19 protein-coding genes and 1 pseudogene are annotated in these 17991 nt (G+C 45.9%); 10 read left to right on the top strand and 10 right to left on the bottom strand.

What is annotated here, in order from left to right; all coding sequences use genetic code 11:
- The first annotated feature begins 169 nt into the window (after positions 1 to 169).
- A complete protein-coding gene (locus P5683_RS09660; protein WP_006621014.1) occupies positions 170 to 757 on the top strand; it encodes a DUF3318 domain-containing protein in 588 nt (195 codons plus the stop codon).
- 70 nt (positions 758 to 827) lie between these two features.
- Here the strand turns inward: P5683_RS09660 and cysS are convergent, their stop codons facing one another.
- From cysS to purE, 10 genes are all read right to left on the bottom strand, one after another.
- Positions 828 to 2288, bottom strand: a complete 1461-nt coding sequence (gene cysS / locus P5683_RS09665; protein ID WP_006670306.1) for a cysteine--tRNA ligase — start codon at positions 2286 to 2288, stop codon at positions 828 to 830.
- 40 nt (positions 2289 to 2328) lie between these two features.
- Positions 2329 to 2685: a phosphoribosyl-AMP cyclohydrolase gene (gene hisI / locus P5683_RS09670; RefSeq protein ID WP_006621016.1), complete on the bottom strand. Its 357-nt coding sequence runs from the start codon at positions 2683 to 2685 to the stop codon at positions 2329 to 2331.
- The gene (locus P5683_RS09675; RefSeq protein ID WP_008049141.1) at positions 2657 to 3658 is read right to left on the bottom strand and encodes a GTP-binding protein; all 1002 of its coding nucleotides are present in this window, start codon (positions 3656 to 3658) and stop codon (positions 2657 to 2659) included. The genes hisI and P5683_RS09675 overlap by 29 nt, the downstream gene beginning before the upstream one ends.
- Positions 3659 to 3707: 49 nt before the next feature.
- Entirely contained in the window at positions 3708 to 4139 is a 432-nt protein-coding gene (locus P5683_RS09680; RefSeq protein WP_006621018.1) for a SufE family protein, read from the bottom strand.
- 145 nt (positions 4140 to 4284) lie between these two features.
- Positions 4285 to 5283 (bottom strand): porphobilinogen synthase, encoded by a 999-nt coding sequence (gene hemB, locus P5683_RS09685; RefSeq protein WP_006621019.1) that lies wholly within the window; start codon positions 5281 to 5283, stop codon positions 4285 to 4287.
- A gap of 403 nt (positions 5284 to 5686) precedes the next feature.
- The gene (locus tag P5683_RS09690; RefSeq protein ID WP_006621022.1) at positions 5687 to 6370 is read right to left on the bottom strand and encodes a pentapeptide repeat-containing protein; all 684 of its coding nucleotides are present in this window, start codon (positions 6368 to 6370) and stop codon (positions 5687 to 5689) included.
- 266 nt (positions 6371 to 6636) lie between these two features.
- On the bottom strand, positions 6637 to 7188 hold the full coding sequence (locus P5683_RS09695) for a DUF3747 domain-containing protein (protein ID WP_006621023.1): 552 nt from the start codon (positions 7186 to 7188) through the stop codon (positions 6637 to 6639).
- A gap of 104 nt (positions 7189 to 7292) precedes the next feature.
- Positions 7293 to 8156, bottom strand: coding sequence for an SGNH/GDSL hydrolase family protein (locus P5683_RS09700; protein ID WP_006621024.1), 864 nt, complete (start codon positions 8154 to 8156; stop codon positions 7293 to 7295).
- 360 nt (positions 8157 to 8516) lie between these two features.
- Positions 8517 to 10007, bottom strand: a complete 1491-nt coding sequence (locus tag P5683_RS09705; RefSeq protein WP_315639775.1) for an ammonium transporter — start codon at positions 10005 to 10007, stop codon at positions 8517 to 8519.
- Positions 10008 to 10446: 439 nt separating this feature from the next.
- The gene (gene purE, locus P5683_RS09710; RefSeq protein ID WP_315639777.1) at positions 10447 to 10992 is read right to left on the bottom strand and encodes a 5-(carboxyamino)imidazole ribonucleotide mutase; all 546 of its coding nucleotides are present in this window, start codon (positions 10990 to 10992) and stop codon (positions 10447 to 10449) included.
- Between the two features lie 234 nt (positions 10993 to 11226).
- Between purE and P5683_RS09715 the strand changes: the two genes are divergently transcribed.
- The 9 genes and pseudogenes from P5683_RS09715 to P5683_RS09750 form a co-directional block, all read left to right on the top strand.
- On the top strand, positions 11227 to 11463 hold the full coding sequence (locus P5683_RS09715; RefSeq protein WP_006621027.1) for a hypothetical protein: 237 nt from the start codon (positions 11227 to 11229) through the stop codon (positions 11461 to 11463).
- Positions 11451 to 11852 carry a type II toxin-antitoxin system VapC family toxin gene (locus tag P5683_RS09720; RefSeq protein WP_315639779.1) on the top strand — a complete coding sequence of 134 codons (402 nt, stop codon included), beginning with the start codon at positions 11451 to 11453 and terminating at the stop codon, positions 11850 to 11852. The genes P5683_RS09715 and P5683_RS09720 overlap by 13 nt, the downstream gene beginning before the upstream one ends.
- Positions 11853 to 11907: 55 nt before the next feature.
- Positions 11908 to 13110, top strand: coding sequence for an N-acetylglucosamine-6-phosphate deacetylase (nagA, locus tag P5683_RS09725; protein ID WP_315639781.1), 1203 nt, complete (start codon positions 11908 to 11910; stop codon positions 13108 to 13110).
- Positions 13111 to 13155: 45 nt separating this feature from the next.
- A complete protein-coding gene (locus P5683_RS26430) occupies positions 13156 to 13215 on the top strand; it encodes a DUF2839 family protein (RefSeq protein WP_368664009.1) in 60 nt (19 codons plus the stop codon).
- A 609-nt stretch (positions 13216 to 13824) separates the two neighbouring features.
- A complete protein-coding gene (locus P5683_RS09730) occupies positions 13825 to 15330 on the top strand; it encodes a reverse transcriptase N-terminal domain-containing protein (RefSeq protein ID WP_008049133.1) in 1506 nt (501 codons plus the stop codon).
- 89 nt (positions 15331 to 15419) lie between these two features.
- The gene (locus tag P5683_RS09735) at positions 15420 to 15599 is read left to right on the top strand and encodes a DUF2839 domain-containing protein (protein ID WP_006670312.1); all 180 of its coding nucleotides are present in this window, start codon (positions 15420 to 15422) and stop codon (positions 15597 to 15599) included.
- 416 nt (positions 15600 to 16015) lie between these two features.
- On the top strand, positions 16016 to 16360 hold the full coding sequence (locus P5683_RS09740) for a DUF1815 family protein (RefSeq protein ID WP_006618255.1): 345 nt from the start codon (positions 16016 to 16018) through the stop codon (positions 16358 to 16360).
- A 792-nt stretch (positions 16361 to 17152) separates the two neighbouring features.
- Complete coding sequence (locus P5683_RS09745) at positions 17153 to 17347, top strand: reverse transcriptase N-terminal domain-containing protein (protein WP_014275103.1); 195 nt, start codon at positions 17153 to 17155, stop codon at positions 17345 to 17347.
- A 21-nt stretch (positions 17348 to 17368) separates the two neighbouring features.
- A pseudogene (locus P5683_RS09750) lies at positions 17369 to 17758 on the top strand (reverse transcriptase domain-containing protein); the annotation flags it as partial.
- Between the last annotated feature and the right edge of the window lie 233 nt (positions 17759 to 17991).

Raw genomic sequence — 17991 nt, forward strand, 5'->3', positions numbered from 1 at the left:
TCCCCTGAGAAACCCGGTTTCTCAAAGAAACCGGGTTTCTGGACCACGATATGGGGGTGGTGTCGTGGTGCGTCAGATGAACCCAATTGGCCGTTGACCCGATAGGTTATCCATATAACGCACCCTACGGGGGTGATAATAATCAATTATTAATTATTAATTGTTAACTATGAATCCTGATACAGAAATCCGTCATCTATTAGATTTAATGCCAGCCTCCGGTCGCATGATGGCTAGACTAATTGCTAATCCTCGACAGTCTACTGTAATTCAATGTGAATTTCCCCTTCCGTGGAAAACTACTAGACCCATTTTGATTAATTTTGACTTGTGGAAACAGCTATCAAGACCTCAGCGAGATTTATTGTTGTTGCGGACTGTTAGTTGGGTTACTAATGTGCAATGGTTTAAACCTGACTGGAATCAAGGCATTGTGGTGGCGGGAATAGTCGGAGTTGGGGTACAATTTATGCAGCAGGATGCTGTTGGTGTTCTCCTGGCTGGAGGATTAGCTGCTATAGGTGTGCGTCGGGTATGGCAGGCTAATCAACGCTCTGAGATGGAGTTAGAAGCTGATGATATCGCCATTAGGGTAGCCGCGCGACGGGGTTATGAGGAAGCGATCGCAGCAGCCGCTTTAGCAGAGGCGATCGAAGTTGTGGCTACAATTGAGGGTCGCCGGGGATTGAGTTTTATGGAATTAGTCCGCTGTCAGCATCTCAAAGCGATCGCCAACTCTTATAAGGGCCATAATTAATACGATCGCACCATTCGCCAAGTTTGAATAGCCTAACTTACCAGAGGGGAGAATCAGCTCCCCTGTGTTTTCAACGTCGCCAAAGGGTTTCGCCGCCGGGACGGTCAATTAGCGTCACACCATTAGCCTGTAGTTGGTCACGAATGCGATCGCCTTCCGCATAGTTTTTAGCCTTTCTAGCCGACTGTCGTTGTTTAACCAAATCCTCAATTTCAGCGTCGCTAATTCCCTGAGTCGCCGCTGGTGGTTGTGCTTGTGTTACAGCTTCCAACCCGAAAACTCCCGCTAACTCCACCAAAGTTTTCCAGGTCGCATAAATGCGATCGCTCGGGGTATCAGTCTTACCTTCATGAGCCAATAAATTCCCTTGGCGGCGCAACTCTTTAGCCAATTCAAACAACACAGCCAAACCCCCAGGAGTATTAAAATCATCATCCATAGCCACTCGGAAGCGTTGGAGTGCATCTTCTGTCGTGTCGTATTTACTGGGAGATGAATCAGCAGACCACCCCAAGCGCGCGCCGTATTGTTCCGCAAATAATAACCCATCTTTCAAGGTTTCCCAGCCATTTTTAGCTGAGGCGATCGCCTCATCAGTAAAATCGAGAGGTTTACGATAGTGACCCTGTAGAATAAATAAGCGCACCACCATAGGGTCTACAGGGCGATCGAGCAATTCACGAATCGTCGTAAAATTGCCCAAAGACTTAGACATTTTTTCCCCACCGACCGTCACCATACCATTGTGCATCCAATATCGAGCCAGAGTTTTACCAGTCGCCGCCTCAGACTGAGCGATTTCATTTTCATGGTGAGGAAACACCAAATCACCCCCGCCGCCGTGAATATCAATAGTTTCTCCCAGTAGTTGTCGGACCATAGCCGAACATTCAATGTGCCACCCCGGACGACCGGGACCCCAAGGAGAATCCCAGGCGGGTTCTCCCGGTTTAGCAGCTTTCCAGAGAGCAAAATCCGCCGGATTTTTTTTCTTGAGAGTTTCCGGGTCAGCCACAGCTACGCGACCACTAGCCCCCATTTGTAGGTCTTCGAGTTGTCGCCGGGAGAGTTTACCATAATCGGGAAAGTGACCGACATTGTAATAAACGTCTCCATCGACAGCATAAGCGTGTCCTGTAGCCGTGAGTTGCTCAATAAGTTGGTGAATTTCCTTGATATGATCTGTCACCCTAGGATAAGCCTTAGCATCCCGTACATTTAGCCGCCGCAGGTCTTCAAAGTAAGCGTCTATAAAGCGTTGGGATACCGCCTCCATAGTGCTTTCTTGTTCTTTAGCGCGGTTAAGGATTTTGTCGTCAATGTCGGTAAAATTCTGGACGTAGTTAACTTCATATCCTGACCATTCCAGATAGCGGCGTACCACGTCCCAGGTCGTGTAGGATCGTGCATGACCCAAATGGCAATAGTCATAAACTGTAACCCCGCAGCAGTACATTTTGACTTTTCCGGGTTCTAGGGTGGTAAAGGTTTCTTTTTGGCGGGTTTGGGTGTTATAGATTTTTAGAACCATGTTGAGTCTTAATAGTGTAAATGCTTAGGCTGGCTAGGGTTTAGCTAAGGATGGCTGATTTGATAGGGACGGCGTTAAAGAAACAGGATCTAGCCCCCGTGTGACAGGCTACGTCCCCAATTTGCTCGATTTTGAGCAGGAGGACATCAGCATCACAATCGTAGTATAGGGCTTTGAGCTTTTGAATGTGTCCTGATGTGGCTCCTTTGTGCCACAGTTGCGATCGCGATCGACTCCAATAGTGAACTTCACCCGTTGTTAGGGTTTGTTGCAACGATTGGCGATTCATCCAAGCCATCATTAATACTGTACCGTCTTTATGGTCTTGGGCGATCGCTGGAATTAAACCTTGTGGATTAAATTTTAGGCTATCGATCCATAATTGGTCTTGGTTCATGGTTAGGGATTTCGTGTAAACATTGTTGTAGGTCTTGGGTGAGGGTTTCGCGGTTCAGGTCTCGACCGATAAATACTAATTGATTTGGGGGTTCGCCGCGAGGATAATTAGGCGTAAGCTGATAGCGTTTTCCGCTGAGTTGGAATAGGTGAGAGGAGTTGTTACCTTGATACCAAATCAATCCTTTGGCGCGAAATACATTCGTTGGTAGGCGATCGCTTAAGAAGGTCTGGAATTTTTCCACACTCAGAGGGCGATCGCTGCTAAAGGATACAGCCACAAATCCATCATTAGCTAGATGTTCCGAATGGTGATCATGGTCTGGTTGCTCCCCAAAGTCTGGGTGGGAATATTCTATTCCCCAAATACTCGCTAAGGGAACCTCACCGTATTCGCTCGTCATTATACGAGCATCGGGTTTAAGCTGGCGGATCTGTTTTTGGATGCGATCGTATTTTTCTGGGGATACCAAATCGATTTTATTGAGCAAAATCAGATCACCCCAAGCAATTTGGTTAAGCGCAGCTTCACTGTTAGCCAATAGGTCTGGCGAAAACGTATCAGCATCTACCAGCGTAAAAATAGCATCAAGTCGAGTCAACTTTCGCAATTCCGTCCCCGCAAAAGTCATAATAATCGGTAACGGGTCCGCTATTCCTGTCGTTTCAATCAGTAGATAATCTATGGACGTATTTCGTTGTAAAACCTCCACAATTGTATCTGCTAGGCGGTCATTCAGGGTACAGCATATACAACCATTATTTAACTGCACCATATCATCTTCTACGTTGATCAGCAGTTGACCGTCAATACTAATCTCCCCAAATTCATTCACAAAAACCGCCACTTTCCGACCATTACGGTGACTCAGAATATAATTAACTAGGGTAGTTTTTCCACTTCCCAAAAATCCGGTAATTACAATTACAGGAACTTCCCGGTTTATGGTTAGTTTTTCCCTCGTAGTTTTCACGGCTTTTGTGACCTAATATACTTGACAAAATCCCTGTAATATGCTCCCTTCACTCCCCGCAAGCACTAGCCTGTTTTTGTAGGGTTTTAAAAATGTTATAAAACCCATTCGCACGGGAGGGAGTCAAACTAGCCTGTAGCCCAGTTTCTTCAATAAAATCGGGTTTTAATTGGCTAATTTGTTCAATAGTTAACCCATTCATTCCCTTAATTAACATAGCCAATAATCCTTTAGTTAATTGAGAGTCAGAATCACCCTGAAATTGAATACAGCCATTCGAGTCTAAACTCGCCGTCACATAAACCTGAGAAACACAACCAGGAACCTTGTTTTCTGGCAATTTTTGCTCCTCTGGAAATTCCGGCAATTTTTGAGCTAAAGTCAGTAGTTGCTCGTAACGCAGCTTATTAGAGGAGGCGCGTTTAAAGCGTTGAACAATGCGATCTAGTGCAGGGGGCCGTTGAGTCACAGGTGAAGCCATGATATTCTACGAGCATAAATATACAACAAGTCAATAAGCCGATTTTGTATTTTAACGCAAATTTTCCTATTCGTTGATGTAGACTTGATGGCGATCGCGATCGAGGGGAGGGTTCACCAGTCAAACCAGAGACCCCCCCAAAAGTCTAGCGAAGGATTAGAGCAACTTCCTTAGCGAAATAGGTAAGAATCAGATCCGCCCCGGCTCGTTTCATGCTGGTGAGCGTTTCTAGCATCACCTTTTTCTCATCAATCCAGCCCATACGTCCGGCTGCGCGAATCATCGCATACTCACCACTAACATTATAGGCCGCCACAGGTACATTTGTAGCTTGTCGAACCTGCGAAATAATATCAAGATAGGCCAGCGCTGGTTTCACCATCACCATATCCGCTCCCTCTTGCACATCTAACATAACTTCTTTGATCGCTTCGCGGCTATTAGCCGGATCCATTTGATAGGTTTTCTTATCGCCAAATTTCGGAGCCGAGTCTAACGCATCCCGGAAGGGGCCATAGTAAGCCGAAGCGTATTTAGCCGAGTAAGCCAGGATACCAACGTTTGTATAACCTGCTGCATCGAGTCCTTCACGAATTGCGCCGATCCGTCCATCCATCATGTCCGAGGGTGCTACTATATCCGCTCCCGCTTCCGCGTGGGATATCGATTGTTTAACTAGAACTTCCACCGTTTCATCGTTGAGGATTTCACCGCTATCGCTGACGATACCATCATGACCTTTGCTGGAAAACGGGTCTAGGGCTACATCCGTGATAATCATGATGTCGGGAACAGCTTGTTTGATGGCTCTGACTGTCCGCTGTACCAGTCCTTCCGGATTATAGCTTTCCGTACCCGCGTTGTCTTTTTTTTCTTCCGCTACTAGGGGAAATAACGCAATAGCCCGAATCCCTAATTCCGATGCTTCTGCTACTTCTTTCAGTAATAGGTCTAGGGTGTAGCGGTAGCTTTCCGGCATTGAGGGGACTTCCACTTTCTGATTTTCCCCTTCCATCACGAATAGGGGATATATCAGGTCGTTAACTGTTAGTTGTGTTTCTTGCACCATCCGCCGCAGCGCATCGGTACGACGTAGACGACGGGGACGTTGGACAAGGTTTAATCTATGGTTTTCTGATGACATGAGATAACAGTTGTTTTCTTTTATACAGCCAAATTGACTGTTTATTATCCCACCGATCGCTATCGTTTTGGCCTGTTGATACAAATCAATACAATCCCCAAAAAGTTGATTTTTTATTCAATTTTAAAAAAAATGTTCGGCCAGATTACTGTGGGGGTTGACATCTACCGGAACTCATGGCATAGTATTGACATACTCTTTCATAATGGAAATATTACTCACCATAAAAAAATTGCCAACATTTCCATTATCTAAAATGGTATCACAAGCCCAGCCAAAAAGCAAGCAACCCCCCCAGAAAAAAATTTTTCGCAACATTTATTAACATTTTGTTACAAAACTTAACACAATTCCGCTAGTGATTGATTAAGTGATTAAGCGATCGCCTGATGAGCAGAATTAACTAGAACCGAATTTGGGGTATTTTAAGGTTAACTGGGTTATTGTCGCCAGGTGCGAAACCTTCAAGGGGGGGAAGGGAATGGCGATCAATCTGAATCGGCTCGAATAATGATTCGAGGTATTCTTGAGTATACTGAAAGTCCTGATCCAAATCCGTGCCACCCATAGGCATAGCCAACCGAGAGGGGTCGCGACCAATACTCAAGTCATCGCCGTCCAGGTCATCGAGGGAACCGGTAGCAACTGGGGGGGTAATTCCGATGATAGGTGGCAACATTTGGGTTTGTTGTAAATTCGCCCCAGCGAAAGTTGCTCCTGTTAGTCGAGCCTTAATCAGGTTAGCACCACTGAGGTCAGCTAAATCAAGAACTGCGTCATTCAATTCGGCTTGATTTAGAAATGCACCGCTCAAATTAGCGCCAGTTAGATTTGCACCTTTAAGGTCTGCACCTTCGAGGTTAGCATTAGCTAAGTTAGCATTTTCCAGGTTAGCATTTCGGAGGTCTACCCCAATAAGATGGGCTCCTGATAGATCAGCCCCTCTAAGATCGCAACCTTGACAAAATCTGGTTTCTAGTAGTTGTCTCAGGTCTGCTGGATTTTCAGCTCGAATTGGAGAGGCGAAGCCTAGGGATACTATGGTTGTGGCTGCCCCTAGAATCATGACTGTTGATAAAGTCTTCATCTTTTTGTCCTCCTGAATGGACAGATAGGAATTATGTTTTATTCCTCATGTACTCTAGGATATAGCATAACGGAATTATATGGGCGATCGCTTCTCCCCTGAGACATAAATTTTAACGTTGATGAAATCCGGTAATCGGCGAGTATATCAGCAATTATCTCTATGATTTAGGGGATCATATCTGATTTGATAGGGGTTAGTGAGATCTTCAGGCGATCGCCCCATGGCGGGTGGATATTGAGTCAGGGCGAAGAATATTGTGGATTTCAGCGAGGTAGGTGGTCGTGGGTAAAATAAATATGACCGAGGGTGCGATCGTTGTAGGTTCGTTTAGTGAAGCGCCAACCCGGTTCTAAAAAGATTTTGGTAAAGCCACTAGACCGACCAAAGCTGCGACCGATGATAATGGGTGGTGCGTAGACATCAGCGCGAGAGTTAGCGACCAGTAAAATCTCTCCTGGAGTAGCTTGGACGGTGAGACTATGGCTGAGGGCGAGGTCTTGTCCTCCCATGCGAACCGAATAGCCGTTACTGTCGGTGGCGCGTCCACAAATTCCGCTAAAGTCGAAGTTGAGAAGTAGGGGTTCAACTTGAACGGGACGGCTGCCATTTTCACTCCAACAGGGTCGGGAATCAGAAATTTGTTCAACGACTACTAGGGAGTAACCAAAGGCGCGGGGAACAGCCATAGCTACGAATCGCTCCTGATCAACTTCCTGTTGACCAAATTGGACTGCATTGGCACCAGAAAATCCAGTGATAATGGAGAAGGTAGCTGCTGCTAGGGTGGTAATGGTTTGTGTTAGTGAGATCTTCATCTTCAAAATCTGTTCAACTGTTGAGTGTTAGAACTGCGGACTGTGCGATCGCATCTGTAGGTCTGTAGGTAAGAAGTTTATGCTCCGAGGTTTAGTTTAGCGCTTTAGGGGGAACCTAGTGTTTTGTGGCTAAAAAATTGTAATCCGGTACTCCAGACTAAATAGCCACGATCATTGAGATGTAGACCATCGGTGCTGAGTTCCGGGCGCAGGTTTCCTTTTTCGTCGGTGAATAGAGGATGTAGGTCTAGGAAATAAGCACCATTGGCGATCGCGATCGCTTCTAATTCTCTATTAAGTCGGCGTATACGACGATTAGGAATTTTAAGTAGGCGATCGCGTCCTTCCCAACTAGCATTTTGATCGCTGTGGGGTAAAATCGACTGAACGACCACTTGAGCGCTGGGATGAACCCATTGCACATCTCTAATAATTTCCCGCCAGTTGGCTAAAACCGTTTGATCGTCAATTCCCCGTAACAGGTCATTGATACCGATCATGATAAATACAGTTTCTGGTTGGGTCAGGTCAAACACCTTGAGTCGTCGTAGTAATCCCGCCGAGGTTTCCCCGGATATACCTTGATTTAACCAGGTTCTCCCTGGGGGTAATAGTTCAGGGGGAAACCATAAACTTAATGAATCTCCGGCTAAAATGGTTAGGCGCGCGGGGCGATTCTGAGCCGCGAGAAGTGCTTTTTCTTTTAGCTGTTCTACCGAATCTTCGTAGGTCAAGCGATATGGTGGCTGAAATGAGGAGTTAGTGCCGTTAGGCTGAACTTCATGGGTCTGTTGGGTTTGTACTGCTGCACCAACTTGTTTTTCTTCTGAGGGTTGCGCTTGGGCTTGGGAAGTGTCGGATAATGATTGTCCCCTTAGCAATAGTAGGACAATCACCAGAGTTAGTATCCCGTTACCGATGAGGGATAACATCACCCAAGCTGGAATAGTTTTTAACGGAATCAACACGAGAATCTGAGAAACGCCCTAAAGTTGTCTACTTCTATGTTGACACTCTACCTTTGATTTTAGGGAAGGGTAGATTCTGGGTTCGCGCTACTCGCCGACCTGCCGCAGGTTTACACCAACAGTAATCGCCTCTACAATTGGCCACTCTGTGATGTAGAAGTTTAAAACGGCTGTTGTGCTACATCCTCCCTAGAAAAAGAGGAGGTTTGGCATTGTCTCATCATCAGACTCTGGATATATGGGGCGATCGCCCTAGCAATGTCTAGCAATGTGTGGAAAGAAAAAATCGCCTCCTGTAGGGGCTATGTGCCAGTTAGGAGACGATTTTTTAGCAGATAAGATGGCAGATGAGATTAGAGTTTAATAGCTTCTGCCAATTCCACCTTCGCGGCTAGGAATACCGGGGTCAATACCTCCGACACTTGCTGGGCCTACTTCTTTGAGGAATCCGTTATAGGCTTCCATACCATGTTCGGCGATGTCGAGTCCTTCATATTCATGTTCAGGATTGACGCGGATACCGACCATCGCTCTGATGGCTAACCAGAAAATAGTCGTCATGACTACTGTAAATCCGCCGATGGACAGGACACCGAGGATTTGAACGCCGAGATTAGCGCCGCCAAAGATACCGACGGCTAGGGTTCCCCAAATTCCACAAACTAAGTGAACGGAAGTAGCACCCACCGGGTCGTCAATCTGAATGCGATCGAAGAAGGCGACTGAGTAGACGACGATAACTCCGGCGATCGCACCAATTACAACTGCAGCCCACAAGGGTACAGCATCACAACCGGCGGTAATTCCCACTAAACCGGCGAGAATGCCGTTGATAATCATGGATAGGTCTGGTTTACCATCCTTAATCCAGGAGGTGAGGGTAGCAGTTACACCGCCTGCAGAGGCTGCTAAGTTCGTGGTCAAGGCGATATAGGGAACATTCTCATTAGCAGCCAATTCGGAACCGGGGTTAAATCCAAACCAGCCGATCCACAGAATTAAACATCCCAGGGTAGCAATACTCATGTTATGACCAGGAATCGCCCTAGGTTCACCGGATGGACCGTATTTGCCCATGCGCGGTCCGAGGAATGCTGCCCCCATGAGGGCGGCCCATCCTCCCACGGAGTGAACTACGGTTGATCCGGCAAAATCATGGAAGTCCATACTTGCTAACCAGCCGTTATCAGTCCAGACCCAGTGTCCGGTAATGGGGTAGGATATTCCCACCAGCAATAGGCTAAATATTAGGAAGGCGACAAATTCGATCCGTTCGGCTACTGCGCCGGATACAATAGTGGCGGCGGTACCTGCGAAGGCGACCTGGAACAGAAAGAAAACTTCTTTGGGTAATCCTTCGGGGAATGGGTCAAGTCCGTAAACGCTGGGCTCTCCAGTCAGGAAGAAGCCACCACCACCAATAAAGGGGTTTTCCCCTCCGAACATGACTGAGAATCCAAAGAACCAGTAAATTAGGGTGGCGATCGCAAATACGATTAGGTTTTTGGAGAGAATGTTAACGGCATTTTTATGACGACAAAATCCGGTTTCTAACATCCCGAAACCAGCGTTCATAAAGATTACCAAAATACTGGCAATCACAATCCAAATGGTATTTAAAACACCCTGCACATATTCGGGAGTTATGGGTTGTGCGTCGTCTTGGGCGACTGCTGCTAAACTCCAAAATATAATAATCAGGGCCGTGAGAGGAATGCACCCTAGTAGGCTAGGAGAAAGCCATCTGGGTCTTTTGGGCTGCAAAATTGACGGAGTAGGCTGAGGCGCAGATCCAACTACCTCAGCCAATTGCCGATAACTCTTGGTTCTCGACTTTTGGTGTTTCAACATTTGCTTACAGTTGTTCAATTTACTTTAGTGTGGAAAGAATGAGGCGGCAAATGATAGCCGTCTGGTCAGAGAGATGCTTAATCTTTTTGCCTACTTTACTTATAGGTAGGTTGTAATTAGGCGGACTTGAACAGGTGTGGGTTAACCGATAAAACTAACACATCTGTACTCAACTGAGTTCACTTTCTAACAGGTGGATTTACCATTTAACCATAAAAAGTACAGATAAACTACAACCAGTTTCGAGGGATAATCAGATTCTTTTACGTCTTGGGCTATAACTTTAAGCTACGCTTTTTATCTACTTTGTTAACATTATCTTAATCAAGATTCTGTATCAGGCGATACAGAAATCTATGACAATTTGCTGGGGGGTACTGATAGATTGTGGGCCAAATATGGTTATATACAAACTGGTGTAATAATGGAGTTTTTCTCACTACATTTGTTTAAGGTATTCTTGATATCCAAACTGTGCAAGCAGTGTTTGTTTTTCGAGTACAGATTCGGTTAAATCTTGGCGATAGGCTTGGACTTTTTCCATGAGTTCAGGTTGATGAGAAGCCAAAATCTGAACAGCGAGTAGACCGGCATTTTTAGCGTTTCCGATCGCCACTGTAGCCACAGGAATACCGGCTGGCATTTGAACGATAGAATAGAGAGAATCTAGTCCCATTAGGTGACGGCTGGGGACGGGAACCCCAATGACAGGTAAAGGGGTGAGAGATGCAACCATTCCGGGTAAGTGAGCCGCGCCGCCTGCACCAGCTATAATAACTTTTAATCCGCGTCCTAGGGCAGTTTTGGCATACTCAAACATCCGGTCTGGGGTACGGTGTGCCGATACGATCGCCACTTCCCAACTAATACCAAAATCTTGACATACGGCGATCGCTGCTGACATGGTAGGTAGGTCAGAATCACTGCCCATAATAATACCAATTTGAGCAGGGGAGGAGTTAGGGTCCTGAGAGATTGAGTCCATAGCAGTTGTTAATAACTAAGTGAAACTACAGACCCGGATTATAGCATTAGGGGTGGAGATAGTTGGGAGTAACTACGTCTGTTGAGGAATTGTCCCCCCAAATTGAGCTACAATGTTTATAATCATGAGAGAGGCGAAATACGAGGGTTGACATTGCGCCAGTCTAGTTGGACTACAAGCCAGCAGCAGATGGACCCGGAATCATCCACTATTATTGAGAGGTAACAGTAAATCATGCTAAAAAGTTACGAAGCGATCTACGAAAACGGTGAGTTTAAATGGTTATCAGACCAGCCAGACCTGAACAAAGCGCGAGTGATTATCACTGTATTACCGGAGCCAGATCTATCTAATCGAGAGGGAAATAAGAAACGGCGATTTCCGCCAGATTCAATTGCCGGAAAAGGCCAAACCATTGGGGATATAATTAGTCCAATTGTAGATGAGGATGACTGGGAATGTCTAAAGTGATTGTCCTAGATACCCATATATGGATTTGGCTGATTACACAAGAGTTTGAAAGATTTCCGGCTCATTGGTGTGACCAAATTTATGCTGCTGACGAAGTTGGTATTTCCCCAGTATCTTGTTATGAAGTCGCAGTAGCTTACAAAAAAGGAAGGTTAGAGTTACCCTGTCCAGTAAATGAGTGGCTACATGAAGCCCTAACGCCCACAGGTATTAGTCTGATGCCTTTGAATGCGGAAGTCGCTTGTCAAGCGGTGAATTTATCTGCGATTCATCAAGACCCTTTTGATAGGATAATCATAGCAACGGCGTTAGTTTATCAAGGTCAATTAGCAAGTGTCGATCGCCAGTTTACTAGATATCCCGAATTAACAGATTATTTAATGAGATAAATTTGGGTCAAGCGAGAGTTAGTTTAACCCAGTTATCAATCAATGATTATGTAAGATGATGAATGAAAGCCTCCCGCCTAATGATGTGTCAGTAGATTTAATGAACAGTCAGATTCTAGGTAAACCTGGATTACATACCCTACAAATTCGTGATGGTGTAGTTAAGGCGATCGCCACGAAACCAGACCCCGCCGCCGCAGTGGTTGATGTAGGTGGAGATTGGATTTCCCTAGGGGGGATAGATTTACAGATTAATGGTGGGTTAGGGTTAGCTTTCCCGGAGTTAACGGGGGAGAATTATCAACAACTGCAAGGTATTTGTGAGTATTTATGGCATCAGGGGGTTGATGGATTTTTGCCTACCATAGTGACAACCACCGTAGAGAAATTTAGGCGATCGCTGGCTACCCTAGGGGAATTTCAACCAGACGGGAAGGACGGGAAGCACTCGGCGGCGGAGATTTTAGGAGTTCATCTTGAGGGACCATTTCTGAATGTGCAAAAACGGGGCGCACATCCTCAAAATTGTCTATTACCCCCAACCACAGATAATGTCAAACGGGTTCTAGGGGATTATGGGAAGGTGGTTAAGGTGATGACTCTAGCGCCAGAATTAGACCCCACGGCGACAGTTATCCCCTATTTGAGGAGTTTAGGCATTATCGTCAGTCTCGGTCACTCTCAGGCTAATTTAACTGTGGCTGATGAAGCATTTAACCAGGGGGCGACAATGGTAACTCATGCTTTTAATGCCATGCCTCCCCTACATCACCGGGAACCAGGACTATTGGGGGCGGCTTTATGTCGCTCAGAGGTATTTTGTGGGGCGATCGCTGATGGACATCATGTTTGTCCAACCATGCTGGAGGTACTGTTACGGGGGAGTAAGGGTGAGATTTTTGTGGTTAGTGATGCTTTAGCGCCTTTGGGATTGGCGGATGGTGTTTATCCGTGGGATGACCGGCGCATTGAGGTGACAGGGGGGGTGGCTCGGCTGGAGGATGGAACTTTGGCGGGAACTACTTTATCGCTGTTGAGGGGAGCGGAAAATTTAGTCAGGTGGGGGATTTGTTCTGCTGCTGAGGCGATCGCTTTAGTAACAGAAACCCCACGTCGAGCGATCGGATTATCAACGGAAATCATCGGTCAACCAATAACCCGATTATTGCGATGGACAGAGGAGCAGGGATGTCTGAGGGGACAAAGGTTGAGAATTGGATCTAAAATAGACAACTATCTCCCCTCCCTAAACTGTTAGGAATGGTGGGGGATAGTTAGTACATTTGTTGGAAGCGCCAAAATTATGGGTGAAGCTAAACGTCGCAAAGAGATGATGGGGGAAAAGTACGGTAAGGAGGAATAGTGCGATTCGTTTGGTAGAAACCAGCCTAAAGCCTACTGGTTATAGGTTTGGGGGATTACCAGCGGGGACAGATAAAAACAGAAAAACCTGTTCCCTGACAACTGAATTACCTTGAGGGTGAAAGTCCCTCCCGTCTGGTGTAGACGTGACAGCATCATCCCCACTGAGGCGATCGGACTATCGCGACTTGGTGAAGCGGGATGAAAAGGCAGCTCTGCTGGTAGCCTAAACTGGCACTCTGTCGAGCAAGTACCCATGGATAAGGAAATCTGAAGATGTGATCAAAACGTCGTCACCTTAAACCAGCGAAAAGGCTGACACGCTGGAGCCAAAAGGCTAAGGATAAATGGGGTTGGCTGATTGTTCACAGACCAACATACACCCCCTATAAACCCGGCGTAAAGCATCGTCCTAAAGGTACAACCAAAGGTAATTCGGAACGAAGTAACCCATGTATATGCTCTCAGGTATTGGTCGATAACTGAGTAGGTAGCCAGCCGCAAGCTGTATGTGGTCAGGATTGGGACAGAAGCGAAGGTCTAGGGTAATGCCTAGAATAGGCTGACAGTTCCACGATGTTACGGAATATAGAGTTGCCAGTAACAGGAAATGAAATCTGAAACGAGTGTAAAGACTACGGAAAGACTGGAATGGGGTGACATCAACTGGAAAAAGGTTGAACGTCGCTTATTCCGCCTGCAAAAACGAATCTATAAAGCCTCAAAGCGTGGTGATTTCAAAGCAGTTCGCTATCTCCAAAAGTTGTTATTAAAGTCCTGGTCAGCAAAGGTATTAGCGGTTAGATCGGTAACTCAAGATAATCAAGGTAAAAATACGGCGGGTGTGGACGGGGTAAAATCCCTATGCTCACAAGCACGAATCAACCTTGTCGGACAACTGACGCTAGGTGCTAAACCCAAGCCTACCCACAGAGTAGACTCGACAGAAACGGTCGTAAATGCTCCAAGTCGGAATGGAGAACAGACTATATTTTGTCGCGCGGGTCAAGGTTTGGTGAGACTAGCATTAGAACCGGAATGGGAAGCCAAATTTGAATCTAACTGTTATGGATTTAGACCAGGACGCTCATGCCATGATGCCATAAAAGCAATATCCAATCATCTGGAGTCAGAGCCTAAATGGGTGTTAGATACCCAGATCACTAAATGCTTGAGCGATCGCATTAATGGCGATCGCCTGTTGGATAAATTAGGAACATTCCCTAAATTACGCCGACAAATACGAGCATGGCTCAAATCCGGTGTAATGGATGGAAAACAGCTATTTCCGACCAAGGAAGGCACTCCCCCAGGAGGCTTAATCCAGCCATTACTGGCACATATTGCCCTCCACGGCATCGAAGAAGATATCCTAAAGATGGCTGATCAGCTATCTGGAAGAGAGCCAGTTAACCGCCATCAACTATGTTTAATTAGATACGCGGATAAGTTGGTTATACTTCACCAAGATGCTGCTGTAATCCATCACTCCCAACAGGTAATCAGGGAGTGGTTAAAGCCATGGGGTCTTGAATTAAAACCAGAACAAACGAGGATAGCCCATACTCTTGATGGGGAGGATGCGGGTTTCGACTTCCTCGGTTTCCATATTCAACAATACCGAGTCGGAAAATATCACTCTGGAAAGGATAGAAAGGGAAAATCTCTGGGTTTCAAGACTATCATCAAGCCATCCCGAAATGCAGTCACAGAACACTATAAGCTACTGGTGAGGGTAATTGATGCTCATCAAGCTGCCCCTCAAGCGGCACTAATCAGGAGATTGAATCGAATCATTCTCCGATGGAGTAACTATTACTCAACAGTAGTCTCTAAAGAAGTGTTGAATAAATTGGATTACCTGCTATTCGGAAAGCTGAGAAGATGGGCAAATCGCCGTCATCCCCATCAGAGCGAAAAATGGGTGGCTAACAAATACTGGCAGAGTATTGATAACAGAAATTGGGCTTTTGCTGTACGAGGACATGAGGAAATAGCCTTATTCAAACATTCCCAGATACATATATTTAGGTATGTTAAAGGAAAAGAGGCAGCCTCTGCTGAGGATGGCAATTTAAGCTATGGGAGTACAGCCAATTGTGGAAATTATCAGTGATTAGAGCTGAGGTGCTAATGACAGGAGCTGTAACATTGAGGAGCCGGATGAAGGGAAACTTTCACGTCCGGTTTTGAAGACGAGTTAGGATGGCGACATCTTGGCTTAGTTTAACTATCTTGCCTTGGGTACCGATTACTAAAACCCAAAGTGAACAGTTTATGCAATGGACTACTAAGGGGGCTTGGTTTGGGATTAGCTTTTTAGTGATTTTTTGGCTAACTATTCGGTTGGTTGGTCCGGCTTTGGGCTGGTGGACGGTTGATTAGCTAATTGGGGTAATTTGCACCCTTAGAATCAGTTAATCATCTTAACCTGTAGGGTTAATTGATAAATTAGCCTTACAGGTTCCCTGGCTAGGACTGCTCAAAAAGATTGAGTTTTGTTAAATTTAGTTATGTTTATCATAAGGATTTGTTTTAGCTATGGCAAAACTCGAATCACTATGCTAGATCTGAGAAGGCTATCTCTAAGCCTAATGCCATCAAGGATTTGGGAATAACGCGATCGCTTTGTTTTCAAGTTGTTTTCAGTTGATTCAGGCTCTGGTTGGACTGAAATATTCAACGGATCATGGTGAATTAGGTTAGTAGAAGTGATACTTTACCAACATCGAGATACCCAGTCCTGAGATTATGTTAAATTTTGAAGATAATCTAAAGATTGTGGTGACAGGAGAAAAACTATGTTTATCAGACTTGCGGAGCAACATCGAAAATTCGTTCAGGATTTGGTGATGAATCTCCAAGCCCTAGCTATTGTGCTGGAACGACGGGGCTACCTGGCTTCCTGCTATACTTGTGGGGGTCAAATGAACAGCGCCTCATTTATGGTCAGCCTGAGTGAAAATCATCTGATCCGGTTTTTGGTGTCGGATTATGGGATTACCTGGACGGAGATGCGCGACGATCGCGAATTGATGAAGTTGGAAGGCGCAGAGGCGATCGCTCAATTAGAGGAACTCGCGAGTCTGGTCAAGCATGATATACTCGGACCGGCGGCTGTACCCCAAAGCATTCATCAGGGATAAGGGATAATTACCAATCCAACCGGGTCTTAAAATGCTAATGTAAATATATAGGTGCGAGACGTTTAGGAGTCAAATAAGGCTGCAATGGCTGAAATAACCTCCTAGTGAGACTTTCACCCCTTGGTGGAATAAAAGGGACTCGTACCCTGACCATCCCATAACTGTTTATATGTCCTCAAAGCGAAAGCTAGGCAAGGGACTCAAGGTCAATCCCATAAAAGAAATCGAATATCCAATCCAAGTATACCACAAGGAGGAGTATTAAAACCACTTGGGCGATTATGGGAAAGAGTAACGGCGATAGCCACCCCCAATTTCAGGAATCACAACCCTGGGACTGAAGCGGGGAACGGAAGGCGTGAAGTAGAACCTACTACCAAAAGCGACCACTGCCAACCATCCATGACTAAGGAAATCTGAATGTTCCGACTTGAACCATCGTTATTACTAAGCAGCGAAATAGGTTGATACGCTGCGCCCAAAAGGGTAAGGGGAAAAGTAGGGTTTTCTACATAACACCTACACAGACTTTTAAAAGTACCCCGGTGGAAAGGACAAGTCTAAAGATGGAATGCCCATATAAACGGAACGTTTTAAGTCCTCCTGGACTCTGAATATCTGGTCGAGATATCAGTAGTGACAAATGTAAGCGCAAGTCCTAGAGGATGTGAGATGTGACCAAAAGCCAACGCCCAGTTGTAATGGCTGGGATATGCTGACAGGTTACGGTTTGATTGCAAGGTTAGAGTCTAGTGGGAGTTACTATGACGAAAGCGAGTTCAAAGAAAGGCTTTGAGAAATCAAAGCCAATCAAGACGTGCGTTTGTATGGAAGGCTATCCCATGGGCTAAGGTCCAACGGAAAGTTTTCAAGCTCCAAAAGAGGATATACCAAGCAGCTAAATCCGGGCAGGATGCAAAGGCTAGAAGGTGGCAACGTCTACTGGTGAAGTCATATTATGCTCGACTCTTAGCAGTGCGGCTGTAGGGGCGGGTTCCACGGTCAGCCATGCTTCCCAACAGTCAGCTTAATGAACCCGCCCCCCAAGCGGGTCAAGACCAAAAGACAGCCGGAGTCGATGGAGTGATAGTAATATCGCCTAAACAAAGGTTAAAACTAGCTGAGAGCATTAAGGGAAACCTCAAAGCAAAACCCTACATGGTGCGTTACCAGAAAGTTTTTCGTTTCTCTGCCAAGTCTCTCAATGTAACGCACCCTACACGGGTGTGGATTGCAAAACCTGGGAGGGATGAAAAACGCCCTCTAGGAATTCCCACAATCCAAGACAGAGCTAGGCAAGCCGTGGTTAAATCAGCGCTCGAACCTGAATGGGAATCGAGATTTGAAGGCACAAGCTATGGGTTCCGTCCCGGACGGTCAGCCCAAGACGCAATAGGCTGAATAAATTCAGCCATAAATCAAGGAAATTACTATGTTCTTGATGCAGGTGCGAGACGTTCGGGTATGAAATAGGGCTGAAATGCCCGAAATAACTACCCGGTGAGGATTCCAGCTCCGAATCTGGATATAAGGAGACCTCTCCTGAGCATCCTCATAACTGATTATATGTCCCGACGCTTAGGTAACTAAGCAAGGCAGGGAACTCAAGGTCATAAACGAACTGAGAAATC

The organism is Limnospira sp. PMC 1279.21, from assembly GCF_032349615.1.
GTDB lineage: Bacteria > Cyanobacteriota > Cyanobacteriia > Cyanobacteriales > Microcoleaceae > Limnospira > Limnospira fusiformis.

Excerpts from the sequence above, each read along its gene's own strand:
- nagA (WP_315639781.1), top strand. The coding sequence starts at position 11,908 with ATGATGAATGAAAGCCTCCCGCCTAATGATGTGTCAGTAGATTTAATG.
- P5683_RS09705 (WP_315639775.1), bottom strand. The coding sequence starts at position 10,007 with ATGTTGAAACACCAAAAGTCGAGAACCAAGAGTTATCGGCAATTGGCT.
- P5683_RS09660 (WP_006621014.1), top strand. The coding sequence starts at position 170 with ATGAATCCTGATACAGAAATCCGTCATCTATTAGATTTAATGCCAGCC.
- P5683_RS09720 (WP_315639779.1), top strand. The coding sequence starts at position 11,451 with ATGTCTAAAGTGATTGTCCTAGATACCCATATATGGATTTGGCTGATT.
- hemB (WP_006621019.1), bottom strand. The coding sequence starts at position 5,283 with ATGTCATCAGAAAACCATAGATTAAACCTTGTCCAACGTCCCCGTCGT.
- purE (WP_315639777.1), bottom strand. The coding sequence starts at position 10,992 with ATGGACTCAATCTCTCAGGACCCTAACTCCTCCCCTGCTCAAATTGGT.
- P5683_RS09715 (WP_006621027.1), top strand. The coding sequence starts at position 11,227 with ATGCTAAAAAGTTACGAAGCGATCTACGAAAACGGTGAGTTTAAATGG.
- P5683_RS09735 (WP_006670312.1), top strand. The coding sequence starts at position 15,420 with ATGGCGACATCTTGGCTTAGTTTAACTATCTTGCCTTGGGTACCGATT.
- P5683_RS09680 (WP_006621018.1), bottom strand. The coding sequence starts at position 4,139 with ATGGCTTCACCTGTGACTCAACGGCCCCCTGCACTAGATCGCATTGTT.
- hisI (WP_006621016.1), bottom strand. The coding sequence starts at position 2,685 with ATGAACCAAGACCAATTATGGATCGATAGCCTAAAATTTAATCCACAA.
- P5683_RS09690 (WP_006621022.1), bottom strand. The coding sequence starts at position 6,370 with ATGAAGACTTTATCAACAGTCATGATTCTAGGGGCAGCCACAACCATA.
- P5683_RS09695 (WP_006621023.1), bottom strand. The coding sequence starts at position 7,188 with ATGAAGATCTCACTAACACAAACCATTACCACCCTAGCAGCAGCTACC.
- P5683_RS09740 (WP_006618255.1), top strand. The coding sequence starts at position 16,016 with ATGTTTATCAGACTTGCGGAGCAACATCGAAAATTCGTTCAGGATTTG.
- P5683_RS09730 (WP_008049133.1), top strand. The coding sequence starts at position 13,825 with ATGAAATCTGAAACGAGTGTAAAGACTACGGAAAGACTGGAATGGGGT.
- cysS (WP_006670306.1), bottom strand. The coding sequence starts at position 2,288 with ATGGTTCTAAAAATCTATAACACCCAAACCCGCCAAAAAGAAACCTTT.